General features: G+C 39.1%; 18 protein-coding genes and 2 tRNA genes. 16 read left to right on the top strand and 4 right to left on the bottom strand.

The genetic code is table 11. From position 1 onward, the window contains the following. The first annotated feature begins 21 nt into the window (after positions 1-21). The 12 genes from murJ (at position 22) to EGC82_RS16580 (ending at position 13,939) form a co-directional block, all read left to right on the top strand. Positions 22-1,581, top strand: a complete 1,560-nt coding sequence (murJ, locus tag EGC82_RS16635) for a murein biosynthesis integral membrane protein MurJ (protein WP_124731746.1) — start codon at positions 22-24, stop codon at positions 1,579-1,581. Positions 1,582-1,717: 136 nt separating this feature from the next. Then, a complete protein-coding gene (ribF, locus tag EGC82_RS16630; protein ID WP_124731745.1) occupies positions 1,718-2,653 on the top strand; it encodes a bifunctional riboflavin kinase/FAD synthetase in 936 nt (311 codons plus the stop codon). Between the two features lie 33 nt (positions 2,654-2,686). Further along, positions 2,687-5,509: an isoleucine--tRNA ligase gene (gene ileS, locus EGC82_RS16625; protein WP_124731744.1), complete on the top strand. Its 2,823-nt coding sequence runs from the start codon at positions 2,687-2,689 to the stop codon at positions 5,507-5,509. 22 nt (positions 5,510-5,531) lie between these two features. Further along, positions 5,532-6,035 carry a signal peptidase II gene (gene lspA / locus EGC82_RS16620; RefSeq protein WP_124732684.1) on the top strand — a complete coding sequence of 168 codons (504 nt, stop codon included), beginning with the start codon at positions 5,532-5,534 and terminating at the stop codon, positions 6,033-6,035. Positions 6,036-6,082: 47 nt separating this feature from the next. Then, a complete protein-coding gene (gene fkpB / locus EGC82_RS16615) occupies positions 6,083-6,481 on the top strand; it encodes an FKBP-type peptidyl-prolyl cis-trans isomerase (RefSeq protein ID WP_244212593.1) in 399 nt (132 codons plus the stop codon). A 42-nt stretch (positions 6,482-6,523) separates the two neighbouring features. Next, positions 6,524-7,453 (top strand): 4-hydroxy-3-methylbut-2-enyl diphosphate reductase, encoded by a 930-nt coding sequence (gene ispH / locus EGC82_RS16610; protein WP_182744784.1) that lies wholly within the window; start codon positions 6,524-6,526, stop codon positions 7,451-7,453. A 259-nt stretch (positions 7,454-7,712) separates the two neighbouring features. Next, on the top strand, positions 7,713-8,243 hold the full coding sequence (gene pilV, locus EGC82_RS16605; protein ID WP_124731742.1) for a type IV pilus modification protein PilV: 531 nt from the start codon (positions 7,713-7,715) through the stop codon (positions 8,241-8,243). After that, entirely contained in the window at positions 8,244-9,257 is a 1,014-nt protein-coding gene (locus tag EGC82_RS16600) for a PilW family protein (RefSeq protein WP_124731741.1), read from the top strand. A gap of 12 nt (positions 9,258-9,269) precedes the next feature. Then, positions 9,270-9,704, top strand: a complete 435-nt coding sequence (locus tag EGC82_RS16595) for a PilX N-terminal domain-containing pilus assembly protein (RefSeq protein ID WP_124732683.1) — start codon at positions 9,270-9,272, stop codon at positions 9,702-9,704. A 4-nt stretch (positions 9,705-9,708) separates the two neighbouring features. Further along, on the top strand, positions 9,709-13,239 hold the full coding sequence (locus tag EGC82_RS16590) for a pilus assembly protein (protein WP_124731740.1): 3,531 nt from the start codon (positions 9,709-9,711) through the stop codon (positions 13,237-13,239). A 5-nt stretch (positions 13,240-13,244) separates the two neighbouring features. Next, positions 13,245-13,643, top strand: coding sequence for a type IV pilin protein (locus EGC82_RS16585; RefSeq protein ID WP_124731739.1), 399 nt, complete (start codon positions 13,245-13,247; stop codon positions 13,641-13,643). Further along, positions 13,640-13,939, top strand: coding sequence for a TapY2 family type IVa secretion system protein (locus tag EGC82_RS16580; RefSeq protein WP_124731738.1), 300 nt, complete (start codon positions 13,640-13,642; stop codon positions 13,937-13,939). The genes EGC82_RS16585 and EGC82_RS16580 overlap by 4 nt, the downstream gene beginning before the upstream one ends. Before the next feature lie 34 nt (positions 13,940-13,973). Here the strand turns inward: EGC82_RS16580 and EGC82_RS16575 are convergent, their stop codons facing one another. Together EGC82_RS16575 and EGC82_RS16570 are read right to left on the bottom strand one after the other, a co-directional pair. After that, positions 13,974-14,462: a GspH/FimT family pseudopilin gene (locus EGC82_RS16575; protein WP_124731737.1), complete on the bottom strand. Its 489-nt coding sequence runs from the start codon at positions 14,460-14,462 to the stop codon at positions 13,974-13,976. Between the two features lie 127 nt (positions 14,463-14,589). Next, on the bottom strand, positions 14,590-15,111 hold the full coding sequence (locus EGC82_RS16570; RefSeq protein ID WP_244212477.1) for a GspH/FimT family pseudopilin: 522 nt from the start codon (positions 15,109-15,111) through the stop codon (positions 14,590-14,592). Positions 15,112-15,535: 424 nt separating this feature from the next. Between EGC82_RS16570 and glnB the strand changes: the two genes are divergently transcribed. The 3 genes from glnB to EGC82_RS16555 all read left to right on the top strand — a co-directional run bounded on the left by glnB (position 15,536) and on the right by EGC82_RS16555 (position 18,175). Next, a complete protein-coding gene (glnB, locus tag EGC82_RS16565) occupies positions 15,536-15,874 on the top strand; it encodes a nitrogen regulatory protein P-II (RefSeq protein ID WP_124731736.1) in 339 nt (112 codons plus the stop codon). A 70-nt stretch (positions 15,875-15,944) separates the two neighbouring features. After that, positions 15,945-17,231 (top strand): NAD(P)/FAD-dependent oxidoreductase, encoded by a 1,287-nt coding sequence (locus tag EGC82_RS16560; protein ID WP_124731735.1) that lies wholly within the window; start codon positions 15,945-15,947, stop codon positions 17,229-17,231. A gap of 242 nt (positions 17,232-17,473) precedes the next feature. After that, on the top strand, positions 17,474-18,175 hold the full coding sequence (locus EGC82_RS16555; RefSeq protein ID WP_124731734.1) for a SapC family protein: 702 nt from the start codon (positions 17,474-17,476) through the stop codon (positions 18,173-18,175). A 349-nt stretch (positions 18,176-18,524) separates the two neighbouring features. Here the strand turns inward: EGC82_RS16555 and EGC82_RS16550 are convergent. Both EGC82_RS16550 and EGC82_RS16545 read right to left on the bottom strand, forming a co-directional pair. Further along, positions 18,525-18,600: transfer RNA gene (locus EGC82_RS16550), tRNA-Thr, on the bottom strand. Positions 18,601-18,606: 6 nt separating this feature from the next. Then, a tRNA-Phe gene (locus EGC82_RS16545) sits at positions 18,607-18,682 on the bottom strand. Between the two features lie 908 nt (positions 18,683-19,590). Here EGC82_RS16545 and EGC82_RS16540 point away from each other — a divergent pair. Continuing rightward, positions 19,591-20,145, top strand: coding sequence for a cytochrome b (locus EGC82_RS16540; RefSeq protein ID WP_124731733.1), 555 nt, complete (start codon positions 19,591-19,593; stop codon positions 20,143-20,145). Positions 20,146-20,171: the final 26 nt, after the last annotated feature.

Genomic DNA, 20,171 nt, shown 5'->3' with positions numbered 1-20,171 from the left:
GACCGAGTGTCTGGGGGCTGTTTGAGCAAAAAATTATTTAAATCAGGTCTAATTGTTAGTGTTATGACACTGATTTCGCGAGTCTTAGGTTTAGTTCGCGATGTAGTCATTGCAAATTTAATGGGCGCGGGTAGCAGTGCCGATGTGTTCTTTTTTGCAAATAAAATTCCTAACTTTTTAAGACGATTATTTGCTGAAGGGGCTTTTGCACAAGCATTTGTACCAGTGCTGACTGAGTATCAGGAAAAAATGACCCCTGAAGACACTCGAGAGTTATTAGGTAAAGTAGCAGGTACCTTAGGTGTATTAGTTACAATTGTGACTTTAGTCGGCGTTATTTGTTCACCTGTATTAGCGGCACTTTTTGGCGGAGGTTGGTTTGTTGATTGGCTAAATGATGGGCCTAATGCCGAAAAGTTTGAACTTGCGTCTGTTATGTTAAAAATTACCTTTCCCTATTTATGGTTTATTACCTTTACAGCATTAGCTGGCTCAATACTAAACACTCGTGGCCGTTTTGCTGTATCAGCCTTTACGCCTGTTTTTTTGAATGTAGCCATTATTGCCGTAGCCTTATGGTACGCACACACATTGGAAAATCCTGAAATTGGCTTAGCTTGGGGGGTCTTTTTTGGTGGGCTGATTCAGTTTCTATTCCAAATCCCTTTTTTAATTCGCGAAAATGCGCTAGTTAAACCTTCATGGGGATGGGATCATCCTGGTGTGGTAAAAATTAGAACCTTGATGATCCCAGCGTTATTCGGTGTATCGGTTTCACAAATTAATTTACTGTTCGATACTTTTATAGCCAGTTTTTTGATGACAGGTTCTATTAGTTGGTTGTATTACGCCGACCGTCTATTGGAGTTTCCTTTAGGATTATTCGGTATTGCAATCGCAACGGTTATTTTACCCGCATTATCGCAAAAGCATGTTAATGCCCAAGGCAACGGATTTAACCAAACCATGGATTGGGGGGTTAAAGCTATTTTGCTATTAGGTACACCTGCTATGTTAGGCCTAATTGTTCTGGCCAAGCCGATGTTGATGGTGTTGTTTATGCGTGGTGCTTTTAGCCTTAACGATGTTGAGATGGCTTCGTACAGCTTGGTTGCCTATGGTTGTGGTTTATTAAGCTTTATGATGATTAAAGTATTAGCTCCGGGATACTATTCACGCCAAGACACAAAAACTCCGGTTAAATATGGCATTATTGCCATGGTCAGTAATATGGTTTTCAACCTTATTTTTGCCATTCCATTTGGCTATGTAGGCTTGGCTATCGCGACATCAATATCTGCGTTATTAAATGCCGGTTTATTGTACCGAGGTTTACACAAAGCGGGCGTTTATCAAATGAGTCGTCAAACGTTATTTTTCTCATTTAAAGTGATCATTTCAACCGCATTGATGACTATTGCTATTGTGTATTTTATGCCACAACAAAACATATGGCTTGAATGGCACACCTTTGAGCGTATGTTTATGCTAATTGAACTTATTGTTGGTGGTGCGGCAGTTTATTTACTGAGTTTACTTACGTTAGGTGTTCGACCTTGGAAAATTAAACGTCAGGGATAATTTATCCCAGGTGAATGGCGGAGTGTATATCGGCAGATTATCCTAAATCCTGTGTAATAATCTGAGGTTGAAACTCGCATCTAACATTGGTTTGGGTATATAATCTGCCGATTTGCAATAGGCAGTATTGAGCGTAATGGAATTAATTCGCGGTATACACAATATTTTACCTTCTCATTATGGTTGCGTTTTAACCATTGGGAATTTTGATGGTGTCCATCGTGGCCATGCGCAGGTGATCAGTAGCTTGGTTAGTAAAGCGCATCACTTTCAATTACCTGCAACCGTAATGACATTTGAGCCTCAACCTCAAGAACGCTTTCGTGGCGCTGATGCGCCTGCTCGTCTCAGTCTTCTACGTGATAAAATGAGATTGTTAGATGAGCTTAAAATTGATCAGCTACTTTGTATCAATTTTACTGAAGCCTTTGCTAGTCAACCTGCTGAAGCGTTTATTGAAGAGTTACTGGTTAAAAAACTCGGGGTTAAATATCTCGTTGTTGGAGATGATTTTTGTTTTGGTAAAGGTCGCTTAGGCAACTTCGATATGCTCGTTGCTGCGGGTAAAGAATTTGGCTTTACTGTGGTCAGTACCCAAAGCTTTGTTGTTGGTTCGTTGCGAGTAAGCTCTACTGCAGTGAGAGAACAACTAGCGTTAGGGCACTTAGAGCAAGCAAGGCGGTTATTGGGTCATCCTTTCATTTTAAGTGGTAAGGTTGCACACGGGCAAAAATTAGGCCGTACAATTGGTTTTCCAACAGCAAATATTGCCTTAAAACGACACGTAGTACCTGTAAGAGGGGTGTTTGCGGTTCGTTTGTACTGGGATGGCAGCGATATTTATGACGGTGTGGCTAATGTGGGTTTTAGACCCACTGTAAATGGTCAAACTTGCAGATTAGAAGTCCATTTGTTTGATTTTAGCGGTGATTTATACGGCAAACGAGTGGAAGTAGAATTAGTAGCAAAGATCCGTGATGAACAACCTTTTGAGTCATTGGACGCGCTAAAAAAACAGATTTTAAATGATGCAAATGAAGCTCGCGCTTTATTTAGCAACGATGCTAGCTGAAATGAATCAGCTTTAAATAATGGTATGGGATCAATGAGCGACTATAAATTTACTTTGAACTTGCCGGAAACAGAGTTTCCGATGCGCGGTAATTTGGCAAATCGCGAGCCAGAAATGTTAAATAGCTGGACGCAAGACGGACTGTATCAACAGATCCGTGATAGCCGTGCTGGCCGTAAACCTTTCATTCTTCATGATGGCCCTCCATACGCCAATGGCAGTATTCATATTGGTCACTCGGTAAACAAAATCCTTAAAGACATCATTATTAAGTCTAAAACCATGTCAGGTTTTGACGCGCCTTATATTCCAGGCTGGGATTGTCATGGATTACCGATTGAGCTTAAAGTTGAGCAAAAAGTCGGTAAACCAGGAGTCAAGATTTCTGCGGCAGAGTTTCGTGAAGAATGCCGTAAATATGCTGCCATCCAAGTAGAAGGCCAGCGTGAAGACTTTATTCGTTTAGGTGTATTAGGTGATTGGCAAAACCCTTACCTCACCATGGACTTTTCAACTGAAGCGAATATTGTCCGTTCATTGGCGAAAGTGATTGAAAGCGGCCATTTGCACAAAGGTGTTAAGCCAGTGCATTGGTGCACAGACTGTGGTTCTGCACTTGCTGAAGCTGAAGTGGAATACGAAGATAAAACATCTCCAGCTATTGATGTCGCTTTTGTGGCGGTTGATAGCCAAGCCGTAGCTGCAAAATTCGGCGTAGAGAATTACGCTAAGCCAGTAGCGATGGCAATTTGGACTACCACGCCATGGACTATTCCAGCTAACCGTGCATTAGCGTTAAGTCCAGAGTTAGATTACAGCTTAGTTGAATTTGTTAAGAATGGTGAAACAACCACCTTGATATTGGCTCAAGTTCTAGTTGAGTCATGTCTTGAGCGTTACAGTGCCGAGTCACACACTATTTTAGGTGAAGTAAAAGGCGCTGAACTTGAGTTAATGCGTTTTAATCACCCATTTTATGCGTTTGATGTACCTGCTATTTTAGCTGACCACGTTACTACAGATGCTGGTACCGGTATTGTACATACAGCACCTGGCCACGGTCAGGACGATTTTATTGTCGGCCAAAAATATGGTTTGGAAGTCGCTAACCCTGTCGGCGACAATGGTGTTTATAAGCCAGACACTGAGTTTTTTGCTGGTCAACACGTCTTTAAAGCCAACGCTAGTGTTGTTGCGCTGTTAGAAGAAAAGGGCGCATTACTTCTGCATGTTGCTATCCGCCATAGCTATCCGCATTGCTGGCGCCACAAAACGCCAATTATTTTCCGTGCCACGCCACAATGGTTTATCTCTATGGATAATCATGGTTTGCGTTCACAAGCGTTAAAAGAAATTGAACAAACCAAATGGATCCCTGATTGGGGCCAAAGCCGTATCGAAAAAATGGTAGAAAACCGACCAGATTGGTGTATCTCACGTCAGCGAACCTGGGGCGTACCGATTACCTTGTTTGTACATCGTGAAACGGATGAATTACATCCAGACAGTGTTTCATTAATGGAACGTGTAGCGCATCGCATTGAACAACAAGGTATTCAAGCTTGGTGGGATTTAGATGCCAGCGAATTGTTAGGTGATGAGGCAGAACAATACCGCAAAGTGACTGATACATTGGATGTATGGTTTGACTCAGGTTCATCATTCTCATCTGTTGTCGCAGCGCGTCCAGAGTTTCATGGGCATGACATAGATTTGTATCTAGAAGGTAGCGATCAGCATCGTGGTTGGTTTATGTCATCATTGATGATCTCAACCGCTATGAATGGTAAAGCACCTTATAAGCAAGTGTTGACCCATGGTTTTACCGTTGATGGTAAAGGCCGTAAGATGTCAAAATCTGTTGGTAACGTGATAGCTCCCTTACAAGTAATCAATAAGCTTGGTGCTGACATTCTACGTTTGTGGGTTGCAGCAACTGATTACAGTGGCGAAATGACGGTTTCTGATGAGATTTTGAATCGCAGTGCTGATGCATATCGTCGTATTCGAAATACTGCGCGTTTCTTACTTGCTAACTTGAATGGCTTTAACCCAGAAACAGACATGATCGCATCTGAAGATATGGTCGCGTTAGATCGTTGGGTTGTTCGTCGTGCAGCAGTACTGCAACAAGAAATCATTGAAGCATATGATCAATACAATTTCCATTTAGTGACTCAAAAACTGATGCAGTTCTGTTCTGTAGAGTTAGGCAGTTTCTATCTTGATATTATTAAAGATCGCCAGTACACCGCGAAGCAAGAAGGGCATGCACGTCGTAGCTGTCAATCTGCGCTTTATCATATTGCAGAGGCAATGGTTCGGTGGATGACGCCAATTTTAAGCTTTACCGCTGATGAAGTGTGGCAATTGTTACCCGGTAAACGTGAAAAGTATGTGTTTACCCAAGAATGGTATCAAGGCTTAGAAGCCGTCACTCTTGAAAGTGATTTAAGCGATGATTATTGGGAGAAACTATTAACTGTCCGTAACGAAGTTAACAAAGTACTCGAACAAGCGCGTCGTGATAAACGTATTGGTGGTTCATTAGAAGCTGAAGTGACATTGTTCGCCGATGCTGATTTAGCGGCTGAGTTAGCTAAAGTGGGTGATGAGTTACGATTTATTCTTATTACCTCTAAAGCAGCCGTGGCGGATATGTCACAAGCGGGTAGCGATGCCATCGAAACCGAATTAAGTTCGCTTAAACTAGTGGTTGCCAAAAGTGAAGCCGAGAAGTGTGAGCGTTGCTGGCACTATCGTGAAGAGGTTGGCACTATTGAAGCTCACCCAACATTGTGTCAACGCTGTGTGACCAATATTGAAGGTGAAGGCGAGAAACGCGAATTCGCTTAAGGAAACATTGATAATGAGTACTGTGCCATTAACATGGAAAGACAGTGGCTTACGTTGGTATTGGGTAGCTGCATTGGTGTTTTTAGCCGATCAGCTGTCTAAACAATGGGTCCTGGCTAATTTTGAGTTGTATGAGTCTATACAGCTTTTGCCGTTTTTTAACTTCACTTACGTGCGAAACTACGGTGCAGCGTTCAGTTTTTTAAGTGAAGCAGGAGGTTGGCAACGTTGGTTGTTTACCATTATTGCGGTTGGTTTTAGTACCTTGTTAACAATATGGTTGCGTAAACAATCTTATTCGTTATGGCGCAGTAATTTAGCCTTTACCTTAGTTATTGGCGGCGCATTAGGTAATTTGGTTGATCGTTTAATGCATGGTTTTGTAATTGATTTTGTCGATTTTTACTGGAATACCAGCCATTACCCTGCATTTAATATTGCCGATGCAGGCATCTTTATTGGTGCGGTACTGATCATTTGGGAATCATTTAGACCCGACGCAAAGCCATCGAAGGAGCAAGATTAACTGTGACAGATTTAAATAAGCAAGACAGTCATTCATTAATATGTCATATGAATATTGTACTGGAAGACGGGTCCACAGCCGACAGTACAAAATCATCTGGCAAACCTTCACGTTTAAATATTGGTGACGGTAGTCTAAGTCCGGCTTTTGAAGACGAACTAAAAGACTTGAAAGAAGGTGATAAGCACGCATTTACCTTAGCGGCAAAAGACGCTTTTGGTGAGTCAAACCCTGATGCGATTCACTATATGGACAGAAGTCGATTTCCTGCAGATATGAAGCTTGAAGACGGTGTTATTGTGAGTTTTGCGGGTCCTGGTGGCAGTGAAATACCGGGTATCGTTCGCGATACTGCTGGTGATTCAATTACCGTCGATTTAAACCATCCACTCGCAGGACGCACGCTTACGTTTGAACTTGAAGTTATTAGTGTCATAACTGAGTAAAAAAGGTATCACATGCTAAAAGTTGATCCGACGTCTCCAGAACTGAGTATTTTATTGGCCAACCCTCGTGGTTTTTGTGCCGGTGTTGACCGTGCTATCAGTATTGTTGAGCGTGCTTTAGAGTTATTTGAACCACCAATTTATGTACGCCATGAAGTGGTACATAACCGATATGTGGTTGAAAACCTAAAACAGCGTGGTGCTCTTTTTATTGATGAACTTGACCAAGTACCAGACAACAGTATTGTTATTTTTAGTGCTCACGGTGTATCACAAGCTGTGCGTAAAGAAGCTAAAAATCGTGGTTTAAAAGTCTTCGATGCAACCTGTCCTTTAGTGACAAAAGTACATTTACAAGTGACTCGTGCAAGTCGTAAAGGTATTGAGTGCATTTTGATTGGTCATGAAGGCCATCCAGAAGTTGAAGGCACTATGGGACAATATGATAATCCTAAAGGTGGTGTTTATCTTATTGAGTCTCCAGAGGATGTTAATAATCTTCAGGTCAATAATCCAGACAACTTATGCTTTGTCACTCAAACAACACTTTCTGTTGATGACACCTTAGATATTATTACTGCATTGCAAAAGCGCTTTCCTTCAATTGAGGGGCCGCGTAAGGATGATATTTGCTACGCGACGCAAAATCGACAAGATGCTGTACGTAGTATGTCTTCCGAAGTCGATTTATTGATTGTTGTCGGTTCTAAAAATAGCTCTAACTCAAATCGATTACGTGAGTTGGCTGAAAAAACAGGTACGCAATCTTATCTCGTTGATACCGCTGCTGACGTTGAGGCTGTGTGGTTTGATGGTGTGAAAAAAGTAGCAGTAACTGCTGGTGCTTCAGCGCCTGAGGTTTTAGTGCAACAAGTTGTTAACGCGATAGCTAAACTTGCACCGAGTATTATTACTGAAGTTGAAGGCCGTAAAGAAGATACTGTATTTGCAGTTCCAGCTGAATTACGTTAGTAATTTCAATCATCTATAAATATTAACCCGCAACTTAATTTAAGTTGCGGGTTTTTTGTGCTTACAAAGTAAACCGAGTATAATACTGATAAAATATGTTGTTCTATTAATCATACAAAATTGATACTATCTGATTACATTTAAGTCAGTTATTATCTATGCTAAATGTTTAGACTGGTTTAATAGTTGTGCTGTATAAAATATCGATATTCAAGAGTGAAAATATCTACTTTTGATTTTATCTGGAGGTTTTACGCTCATGTCATGCAAAAGGAATGGATTTTCCTTAATTGAAGTAATGGTCTCACTGGTTATCTTAGTGATAGGCCTTATTGGGATTTTTAATCTTCACATTATGTCGAAACAGGGTAGTTTTGAGTCTTTTCAGCAAACCCAAGCATCATATTATGCTAATGACATGATAAATCGTATGAGATTAAACAGTGCTCAATTAGCACTGTATGCAAATGGTTCCCCTTATTCCGGTACTCCTAGTGCTGTTAGTCAGCGATGCGATTCAGCGACTGTATTTTGTAGTGCAAGTCAAATGGCCCAGTGGGATATTTTTGAATGGCAGTCTTCTTTTATAGGGACTTCAGAAGTCATTAATACTAAAAATGTAGGTGGATTAGATACTGCAACAGGCTGTATTAACGTTAATGGTAATATTGTCACTGTTACTATGTCTTGGAAGGCTATTCGAAGCTCTAGCGATTCTGGTGATGTAAATGCATGCGGTACAGCAAGTGATAAACGTCGAATTTATTCTATACAAACAGTGATTATTTAAATGATAGCTTTTAATAAAATTCACAGAAGATCACAATCGGGTATGTCACTTGTTGAGTTAATGGTGGCAATGGTTATTAGTTTGTTTTTATCTGCTGGCATTTTTACTATGTTTAGCATGTCCTCAACCAATGTCACTACAACGAGCCAATATAATCAGCTTCAAGAAAATGGTCGTATTGCATTGGCAATAATGGAACGTGATATTTCTCAGCTGGGTTTTTTCGGTGATATGACGGGTTCTGAATTTATTCTTGGCATTAATACTACATTAAATAACACCATTCCTATTGCTGATGACTGTATTGGTGCAGGCTTAAACAATGCGAGTTTACCTAGCAATCAACCAGCCCATTTTAGGCGTTTATGGGGTTATGAAAATGGTTTAAGCGGTACAACTCCTTTTGCGTGTTTATCAGCTGCAACGGTTGCCCCTAATACTGATGTTATTCAAATAAAACGTTTTATAGGCCCAAGTATTGGATTCGGGGATGGAAGTGATAGCCCCGTAGGCGATATCACAAGATTTTCTGTATCAACCACATCAACCCAAGCTATATTTTTTAATGGCCTTGATCCTGCTACTAATTTGGTGAATTCTAGAGTTTGGGAATACCAACATCATGTTTATTTTATTGATATTGAGAATGGTGTTCCGATTTTAAGTCGTAAAACACTAACGAATACCGGCATGAAAAATGATGAACAACTTGTCGAAGGAATAGAGAATATTCGTTTTTTATATGGATTTGACAATAATGGCGATAACACACCAGATACTTATGTCCCAGCCGCAGATGTGACAACTCCAGTGTGGGATAATGAAACATTACAAAGGTTAGTTGCTGTGAAAATATATATATTAGTGCGCTCCGCTCAAGCTGATGATAGCTATGATAATCAAACAACTTATCAGCTGGGTGACAAGCAGATAAATCCCTTTAATGATAATTTTAGGCGAAAAGTGTTATCGACTACTGTCGTTTTAGAAAACCCTGTTTTAATAAGGAACTAGATGAGTATTTCTATAAAAAAACAGAGAGGTATAGTTTTGTTTCTATCTCTAGTAGTTCTAGTTATTATGACTATCATAGGGATTGCCCTAGCCGTTAACTCAACGCAGTCATTACGAATGTCTGGCGCAGGAGCAGAGCGTATCGAAGCTATGTCTATTGCAAACGGTGGTTTAGAGCAAGTCATTGCTAATAATTCCGGCGCTTCTTTTAGTAATTTATTAGCCGTAAAAACGGAATCAGCGTTTAACAGTACACAAGTTATTACACCATTACCAGAAACCGGTGTTAGAGATGTTGGTTGTCAAAGAACATCGAATGCTATGGGTGTAGATTTAGTCAGTTGTAGGCGTTCTCAAATAACAAGCACAGCCCAATTTGGCCGTGATAATTTAGGTTCGTTAACGGTTGCTGCAGGAGTAGAGCAGCAAGTGATTGCAGGGAATTAATATCATGAAAAACAAAATTATAATGAGTGTAATAGCTATACTCGTCACTATTTCTAGTGGGTTATTTGCTGATGATACAGAGCTTTATTTAGTTGATGCCAGTGCCCGATCTGGTAAGCGACCGCAAATTTTATTTATTTTTGATAATTCTGGCAGTATGGGTACTGAGGATCAGCAATCTGTTAGTCCTTATTGCTCCTCATTAGACAAAGCTGCTAAAAAATGCACCTATGCTGCAGGATTTGAAAACTATTTAAATAGCTACTCTGGCTATATTAATGATAACGGTATTTATTGGACTGCTGAAGGAATCGACAGTTCAAATGCTCCAACGCCAGACAGTCCAAGTGATGGGCGTCGTTTTTATGCAGCTAACAATAACTGCAATAAAGCTGTTGAAGCTCTAGCTACAACCGGACAGTATACTGGGTATCTTCGTGAGTTTAAAAGTAAAGGTAACAGCGGTACTTGGGAACCGTTAGCTGAAAATAATGGTTTTAACCAAAACCAAATAGTGGATTGTTTTCAAGATATTTTGGAATACGACCCTAAGAACCCGGGCGAAACGAAGAAAGGTAAAAACTATCTATCCTACGCAGATGGATATCCAATTAATACTAAGTTGATGTACACAACTACTACAAACTCAAGTGCACGTGATCAAAGTTTTAATAGTACGGGTTTTGGTAGTGAAGCACCTTTAACGTTATATTCTGCAAATTACCTAGTCTGGTACAAGTGGGTTACAACCACCGATGAAGGTAAGAATAGTGGGAGCACTAATACTCGAATGGATATTGCTAAGGATGCATTGAAGTCTGCATTAATCAACATGTCTATTCCTATAGATGCAGGTTTGGCTGTATTCAATTTAAATTATCCATCAGAGGGTAATGCTGACGGAGGTCGAATTGTTTCTAATATTAAGGAAATGACAGACTCAAATCAGACTCAATTAATTAAAACTATTTATAATTTAAAATCAGAGACAAATACACCTCTTTGTGAAACATTATATGAGGCTTATCAGTTTTTCAGTGGTGGCGCTGTTAAATATGGTAATAAGGACAATAATGGATCCGGCCAAAATAAAATACAAAGTTACACCCCAAATACACCCGCAAGTATTAAATCTTCTGGTAGTTATACAACTCCATTTAAAAAATGTCCTGATACAGCTTATGTTGTTTATATCACTGATGGTGCGCCGACTTTAGATCATTCAGCCGACTCAAGCATAATATCATTAACAGCATTAGCTGAAGATAAAACAGCTGATTACTCAAAATTCAACTTTAAAAATGGAAATAGTGATGAGTATAGCTATTTACCTGCTTTAGCTGCTTATATGGCAAATAATGATGTTGTCAAAGATGTGTTAGATCTTGATGGTGTTGATAACAAACAAACTGTTAAATTATATACTATTGGCTTTTCTTCTGGTGCTGATGCCGCTGCAAAACTATTAGAAGAAGCGGCGTTCCGTGCTGGCAGTAAAAGGGACGAAACAACGAATATTTCATCTGGTTATTTTAAAGCTTCCAATGGTTTAGCATTAGTCGAAGCCATTAATCGTGTACTCAAAAATATATTAGAAGTGAATACATCTTTTACTTCTCCAAGTATTGCAAGTAACAATTTTGATAAGACTGAAACATTTAACGCTGCTTATTTTGCTATGTTTTATCCTGGTGCGGGACCTCGTTGGAGTGGTAACTTAAAAAAACTTAAAGTCAATTCTAATGGTGAGATTGTTGGTCCTGGAGGGGTGAAGAAAGCTGTAGATTCTGACGGCAATATATCGTCAACAACATGTACGTATTGGAATACATGTGCAGCAAATGCTAGTGACGGTAATAATGTTACCTCTGGTGGTGTATTACCTTATCTTAGGGAGACGTTAAAAGATCGAAATATCAAAACTACAAGTGGCGGAAGCATCATTGATATAGATAGTTCGAGTTTTGTCTCTTCTCATTCTCAGGATACTCTTGATTGGCTTTACGGTGTTGATGTTGATGATGACGATAATGATGAAAGTTCTACAGATATACGAATCGATATCATGGGCGATCCACTACATTCTAAGCCATTAGCGCTCAATTTTGGTACATCAGATACACTAGATGTTAGGATCATATTAGGCACTAACCAAGGTTTAGTGCATATGTTTAAAGATTCTGATGCGGGCAGTGATGATTATTCTGTTGGTAGTGTTATTGAGTCATGGGCTTTTATACCTGAAGAACTCTGGAGTAACATCCCTATCATAAGAGAGAATAATCCAACTGGTGACCATAGTGTATACGGAATGGATTTATCTCCTGTTGCATACACTGAAACTGATAGTAGTGGTAAGATTGATAAAGCTTGGCTGTATTTAGGAATGCGTCGTGGAGGTGCTTCATATTATGCTTTAGATATATCAACTCCTGATACTCCGACATATAAGTGGATGATCAATTCTACTACATCAGGTTTTGAGGATTTAGGTCAAACTTGGTCTGAGCCCGTTACTACTTTTGTTCCAGGTGTTGATGATCCTGTGTTAATTTTTGGTGGCGGCATGTCGTCGAGTGATGGTACAGGCGAAGGTGTTTATATTGTCAATGCCGATACAGGCCCCGCAGGATTGATAAAACTATTTACCTTTTCAGACATGAGTAGTATCGCCACTAAAGTATCTATTCTAGACAGTGATAATGATGGCGTAACGGATCGTATATATGCATCTGACATAGGTGGTAGCGTGTGGCGGATGGATTTACCTTCAGCTGACAAATCGACCTGGACAATATTTAAGTTTGCGTCAATAAGTGATGGTAGCTCACCAAATGATCGCATGTTCTTTTCAGAGCCTTCTATTGCACAAACCCAATTCAGTAACATTCACAGTACCAGCGGTGTGCTTAGTTATCAAAATACACCTTATGATGCGGTAGCTATTGGAACCGGTAATCGAACTCATCCATTAGACACATATACCAATGATATGTTTTTTGTTTTCCAAGATAGGAACGTGGTTACTAAATCTTATAGTTCGACGGAAGCACCTGCTACGTTAGTTTTTTCTGATTTGTATGATGTAACTTCAGCAGCCCCCACATCCCAAACCCAAAATATTGAGTTTGGTACCAAGAAAGGTTGGTATTATGATTTTACATCAGCGGGTGAAAAGAGCTTATCATCGTCTTTAATTTTTGATGGGAAAGTGTACTTTACGTCGTTTATACCTCCTGCCGGTGGAACCATTGATTACGACTTGGGTGTTTGTGATCTTTCGGGCGAAGGTCGATTATACGTATTAGATTTACATAAAGGTACTCGAACTTATAGTGAACTTTATTATGATTTGGGTGAGCGAGTACCTGATACTCCTCAGATAGTTATACCAAAAGTTGACACTGGTAATGATTCTATTGCCTATATAATTGGTGTGGGAAAAGGAGAATGTGTCGGTAATGATTGTAAAGGTACTGTTGTTTTAGGTTCGGGTCTAACAACGAATAGAATTTATTATCATATAGAAGAGTAAAGTTGATGAAAAAAGTATCTTTTAAAGGTTTTACTCTGATTGAAGTGATGATTACTGTTGTCATTATTGGGATTCTTGCTGCAATAGCATATCCTTCATACACTAGTTTTATAGCTAAAAGTGGCCGTTCTGAAGGTGTCGCCGCTGTAATGAGAGTATCTAATTTGCAGGAACAATATTATATGGATAACCGTATATTTACTGAAGACATGACCAAATTAGGAATGTCTAGTGAACCATTTTTAACAGAAAATGGATATTATTCGGTCGATTCAGTGGGTACCACAACGTATACAATTACTGCAACCGCTAAAGGTAGGCAAGCAACCCTTGATACAACTTGTGCTACTATTACGCTTACAGCTGCAGGAGTTAAAGGTCCTTCTAAGGAGTGCTGGAAATGATCAAATTAATAGTATTGTGTTTATGCCTTGTTTCGTTCGGGGGTATATCTCAAACAGATGAATGGCAAGACTATAAATGTCATATTACCTCGTCATCAATAGGTGAGAGAATACTTTTTTATCGTTGGAAATCTAATGATGTTAAACGGAAAGAAATGAAGTTATCAGGTACGCAATTTAAAGATAGCATAACAGGTAATAAGTATTACATAAAAGAAGTGAGTGAGTGCTTACCCTTAAATGGTGTCTTTAAGTTAGAAACCGCCAAAAATCTGGATAATCAGACACTTCGTTAATATTGTAAATAATAAGAGATAACCATTGTTTGGCCTAGCAACTGTTACCAGCGCTACCATAAGATACTCGACCGCTACTTATCACTGATACACTCAGTGATAAGTCAGCTTTTCCACTAGGGCAGTAAATAATGTTGCCACCTGATGATAAACCGTCAGCAGAAAAGGTCATTGTTTTGGTGGAAGCTTTGACCTTGTCGCTATCATTAAAGCTATCTATTGCTCTCAATTCAGTCTCTTTACCATCAACATCAATATATACTCTTATCCCGTTACTCCAATCCGTAGATGTTCCACAGCTCGTTGCTGTCGAATATGAGCAAATATTGACAGTTCTGCCGTAAGTAATGGCTTGGTTTCTGGCAAAGACTAGGATACTTTGAATTTTTTCAATGTTATTGTTTACGCGAGTGCTTTCATAAAGTGAAGTAAAGCTTGGAACTGCAACTGTTATAAGTATCGCTGCTATTGCAACAGTGACCATTACCTCTATTAAGGTGAACCCAAACGTTAATTTTTTCATGCATAAACCCTCTGCTATATAAACAGAGTATAACTAAGCGCAGCATGAATTACAGTGTTTTATTGACCATTTTGACCGAACTACTGATTTGATATTTATTCAAATACCCTATTTAATTCCTACTTTGTCAAAGCTTACATTTAATATTTTTCTTTTTCGACATTCTTACCCTTCCTGCTTGATTTACAATGACGGCTTTTGAGTATTTACTGTCAAATTTTCCTGGGCAGTACGTTAATGTGCCATTGGTACCAGAAGCTAATCCATCGGGTTGGAATCTAATCGCTGCACGATTGTAATCAATATAGTCATTTTCATGAAAAGGAGCCGTTTGTTGAAGTAAGCGATCGTTGGCATCAAGTTGATTTTTTTGCCCATGATCAATAAATACGCTTAATCCAATACTCCAATCTGCTGAACACAGATTATCGATTAAAGGGCAAACCGTTACCCTAGAGCCATAACTTATGGCCATGTTTCGACCTAACTGTATCGTCTGTTGGATAACTTGAATATTACTCTTTGCTCGTACTTGTTCAATTACTCCAGAAAAAGAGGGGATTGCGATGAGTGACATTATTGCGGCAATCAATGTGGTGACTATAACTTCAATCAGGCTAAAGCCTTTTGCTTGGATAGGAAATTTCACTGTTGTTCATCCTTAAACGTCGTTAGCTGCGTCCTGCAGTAAGATTAAATTAGTATAGAAAATAACCAGCAGTTTTGCTGAGAAATATCTTTTCATAAATATGTAAAATAGCCGCGACAATTAGCTTCGCTTTCAAGTAAGATATTTGGACGATGTTAGCGAGTATATAAATTGCAATGAGGACATGTGCTTAATCAACTTCAGTATGGGGTTATCAATGGTTATTAAATTGCTTTTGTCCTGTTTATTGTCGTGGATTGACTTGCAATAGGCACCATATTGACGTGCAAATGTGACTTGTTAGTAAAACAAATGGCAAATTCGATATTGCAGATTTGAAATAAACCATTTTCTTATCGATTTATCCCATCTCTTATCCCGAGTTGAGGTTAATCAAAAACTTAGCCGATGACAGGAGTATTTAATGAAAAAAGTCGAAGCGATTATTAAACCGTTTAAACTTGATGATGTGCGTGAGGCTCTTGCTGAAATTGGCATTACGGGTATGACCGTCTCAGAGGTCAAAGGTTTTGGTCGTCAAAAAGGCCATACTGAACTTTATCGTGGTGCAGAATACATGGTCGATTTTTTACCTAAGGTAAAAATCGAGTTAGTTATTCAAGATGAGATATTAGAACGTGCGATTGACGTTATCGTTGATACTGCCAGAACGGGTAAGATTGGTGATGGCAAAATATTTGTAACCGATATAGAGCGAGTGATACGTATTCGTACCGGCGAAGAAAATGAAGAAGCAGTATAAGGTCCATTAGGACCTTTTTTTATATTTGTACATTTTAAGTTGTCGGCATAAAGTCTCTTAGAGGTAATGTATGGTTCAACGAATTGTTATCGTGGGTGGCGGGGCAGCAGGGTTAGCGTTAGCTTCAAAATTAGGTCGTAAATTCGGTAAAAATCCGTTAATCGATATTAGTTTAATTGATAAAAATACCGTTCATATTTGGAAACCTAAATTACACGAAGTTGCTGTAGGGGTGATAGATCAATCAATTGAAGGCCTACAATATCGAGATCATGGTTTGAAGAATGGTTACCGATATATTCGCGGCGCAATTGAACAATGCGACCCAAGCATTAAACAAATTCAACTTGCTCCAGTGTATAACGATGAAGGCGAGGTGATTATTGCCGCGCGTAATATTGAATACGATACCCTTGTTTTAGCATTAGGAGGTGTTTCAAATAGCTTCAATACCCCTGGTGCTGAAAAACATTGTATATTTTTAGACAGTCTAGACAGTGCTAACTTGTTTCACCACAAGCTTATGGATGCATTATTACAGCTTAATGAAACCCAAGACCAATTAGGCATAGGTATTGTTGGTGCTGGCGCCACAGGTGTCGAGCTTGCGGCAGAACTTCATCATGTTATTGAGTCTGTTAGGGAGTACGGTTATCAAAACATCTCTAAAGATCATTTAGATATAAACTTGATCGAGGCATCGAGTAAAATTCTGCCCCAATTACCAGAGCAAGTGAGTTCAAGAGCGCAAACCGTATTGTCAAAGTTAGGTGTTAAATTGCATTTAGGTGTGCAGGTTAAAGAAGTCACAAAAGAAGGCTTTGTTACCGCGACAGGTGAGACGATTAAAGCCAATATAAAAGTGTGGGCAGCGGGGGTTAAAGGTCCAAAAGTCTTCGAGAATTTCACTCAACTTCCGGTTACTCCCCGTAATCAAATTGATGTAGATGATTGCATGCATGTTAAAGGCATTAAAGATATTTATGCTTTAGGTGACTGTGCGCAATTAATTTTACCATCAGGTAAGCCGGTACCACCAAGAGCCCAGGCCGCAGCTCAAATGGCAGACCGTCTGTATGCTAATATTTGTTTGAAAATGAAACTGCAACCCGAAAAACCTTTTGTGTATAAAGACTATGGTTCACTGGTTTCACTTAGTCGTTTTTCAGCAGTCGGAAACCTAATGGGTAATCTTCGTTCGGGAGACTTTTTTGTAGAAGGACACATTGCGCGTTTAATGTATATTTCGCTTTATCAGCGTCATTTAGCTAGCTTGTATGGCTGGTTCTCGGCATCTGTATATCGTATTGCTCAAAAATTACTGCGCTGGCAACGCCCTAAACTAAAATTGCATTAGGTCATTAATTTAGCAAACAATTGATTGATAATTAGTGCTTGTTTTACCGGCTTTGTTTAACGCAAAGCCTTTTTTTGAACGATAATTACTCATTTGGCATTTATTGACGCAATTTAACCTAAATCTACTTGAATTTAAGATTTAACTTGGTAGTTTCTGTTATTAATTATTTGTTAACGCAACGTACGACAATGATGTTGTACTTATACCATAGAAGATAATCAGTGCTTCAAGGAGCCAAGATGCCTAACCAAATTACATTATTAGAACAAACCAAACATGGTGATTTAAAACTGACTCCAAGTGATTATTCGCACGTAGCAGAGCAACATATTGTGCCGGTAACCTTACATGAAATTAATCGTGCTGCTACTGAGTACCCAATCGTATTTGTCAAAAACAGCGACACGAATGAGTTTCAATCTGTTGCGATGTTAGGGCTAAAGCCTGGTCAGAATCTAAGTGTTAAAGACGGTAAATGGCAAGGTTTGTATATTCCAGCGGTTGTGCGTGATTATCCTCTTGGTTTAGTCGTCAACCCCGATGTTAAAGACAAAGTATGGATCGGTATTCGTGAGAATGCTAAAGAAGTGACTAAGGCTGATGGCCAAGCATTGTTCGAAGAGGGCAAAGAAACCCCATTTTTAGAAGCGCGTAAGCAAGCATTGATTAGCCACTATGAACAAGATCAAGCGACTCGAGGCATTTTGAGCTTTTTAGATGAAAAAGGCCTGCTAATTAATCAGACTCTCACTGTCGATGTTGCGGGTGAGAAACGTAATATTAATGGCTTATATCTTATTGATGAAACGAAATTAAATGCACTAAGCGATGAAGAGTTTATTGAGCTTAAAAAGCGTGGCTTACTTGGGCCAATTTATGGTCACTTGGGGTCATTAAACCAAGTTAATCGTTTAGCCCGGGTTGAAGTACTCGGCAGATAATCACGAGGTTTAACATAAAGCGGGCACTCAAATGAGTGCCCGCTTTATGTTAAGAGGCCAAATATTAACCAAGAGCATCAACTGGAGTTAGGGGATGGAACACGTATGGCCAAAGCCATCATATTGGCCCTAATTGGTAACTTGCCCTTATTCTATTCAATGTTGTTATTTGTTTGGCTAATAGGGCTGGTTAACGCGTTAATAGCTGGTCTATTGAAAATCAAGCTCAATCGCAAATCAAGCAACACAGTTAGTCGTGAACGTTTAGTATTTTGGCCTGAGATTAGATGTATAACGGGTAAATTTTAGATACAAAAAAGCCACTCATTGAGTGGCTTTTTTGTTTTTATGGTGCCGGCACCAAGAGTCGAACTCGGGACCTACTGATTACAAGTCAGTTGCTCTACCAACTGAGCTATGCCGGCTAAATATGGTGCCCGAACCCGGAATCGAACCAGGGACACGAGGATTTTCAATCCTCTGCTCTACCGACTGAGCTATTCGGGCAACTAACTAATAGTTAGTCTTTACTGCAAACTAGGTAATAACTTGGTAATCAATACCTGTCTCGTCTGGAGTGCGCATATAGTATAGTGATGGTTTTTATCGTGCAAGCGGTTTTTCAATTGTTTTGACTCGTTCGGCTAGTTAATGCGCAAAATGATGCTTTTTTATTAGTTTTTGATGGTTTTTAGGATTAATTGTTACTTTTGAGCTTTAATCGGACAATATTAATCTTTATAACATGATGCAAACAACGACGTGGAACAGCCAAAGAGTGGTTATGCGTAATACTATTGTTGGTTTATTTGCTCTCAATCACAACATGCTGACTCTTAGTGCTTTAGGTCCGGCTAATAAAGGTGAGTTTACATGTAAATAAATGACCTTTTAGTATGCTAGTTCACCTTAGATAGCATTATCAAAGGCATGATGTGTATTTACAATTAACCTTTTATGTATCTTACGGCTTAAACAATATTGAAATGTAGGATTGAACATGTCGATAAATTGACAACGCGCAAGTTGAGCCTGTGAACAATAGTCTGTAAATAATGTTAGTTAATTTCTTCTGTGAAAAAGACGTTCTCCGTTTTAGTCGTGGTGTTTATTTAATTGCTGGACTCGTTAGTCTTTATAACTCAGCTTCAATCATTACCTTGTTCAACGAGCTTAACGGGCACTCTGCAACGAGCATTTTGACATCGCTTAATTATAGGCATGATTACGTAGCGATTTTAGGTCATCAATGGCGACAATTGATTTTTATGGCATTCTAAATCGATGGGTTATTACCATAATGAGTCTGTCTCAACGTTATCTTTCTATTTTATCGAATTATATGAGCTAATTTTACTGATTTTATTTCCATAAAATGACGTTAATATGTTGTGAGTTTAAAAAGGAATGTACTCATGTTAAAAAATACTTCAGTAAGCTATGGCTTAGTGACCATTTTTATCCATTGGTTATCCGCTATCGTGGTTATAGGTCTTTTTAGTGCAGGCTATTGGATGGTTGACCTTACGTACTACAGTAGTTGGTATCAAACTGCGCCGCATCTGCATAAAAGTGTTGGTCTGCTATTACTTTGTTTAACGCTATTAAGATTAGTTTGGCGAACGATATCACACACTCCTAATCCGATGTCGAATCATCAGCCATGGGAAAAGCGTTTGGCGAAGTGGGCACATATTACTCTATATACGTTAATGCTATTTATCATGTGCTCAGGAATTATGATTTCTACTGCTGATGGAAGAGATATTTGGATTTTTGACTGGTTTGCGGTGCCATTTCCTAATGCTTTTATTGAGGATCAAGCAGATATTGCCGGTGTTATACATCAATATCTGGCTTATAGCTTAATTGGGCTGGTTGTACTGCATGCAGTAGGTGCTATTAAGCACCATGTTATTGATAAAGATAATACCTTGAAAAGAATGTTGAATCCTAAACGGGTTAGTTAACCATTATGTTTGCTCATTGTCATGTT

It is taken from the genome of Shewanella livingstonensis (assembly GCF_003855395.1).
Taxonomy (GTDB): Bacteria; Pseudomonadota; Gammaproteobacteria; order Enterobacterales; family Shewanellaceae; genus Shewanella; species Shewanella livingstonensis.
Note: the sequence above shows the minus strand (reverse complement) of the source record. Positions and strands in the feature narration are given on the sequence as shown.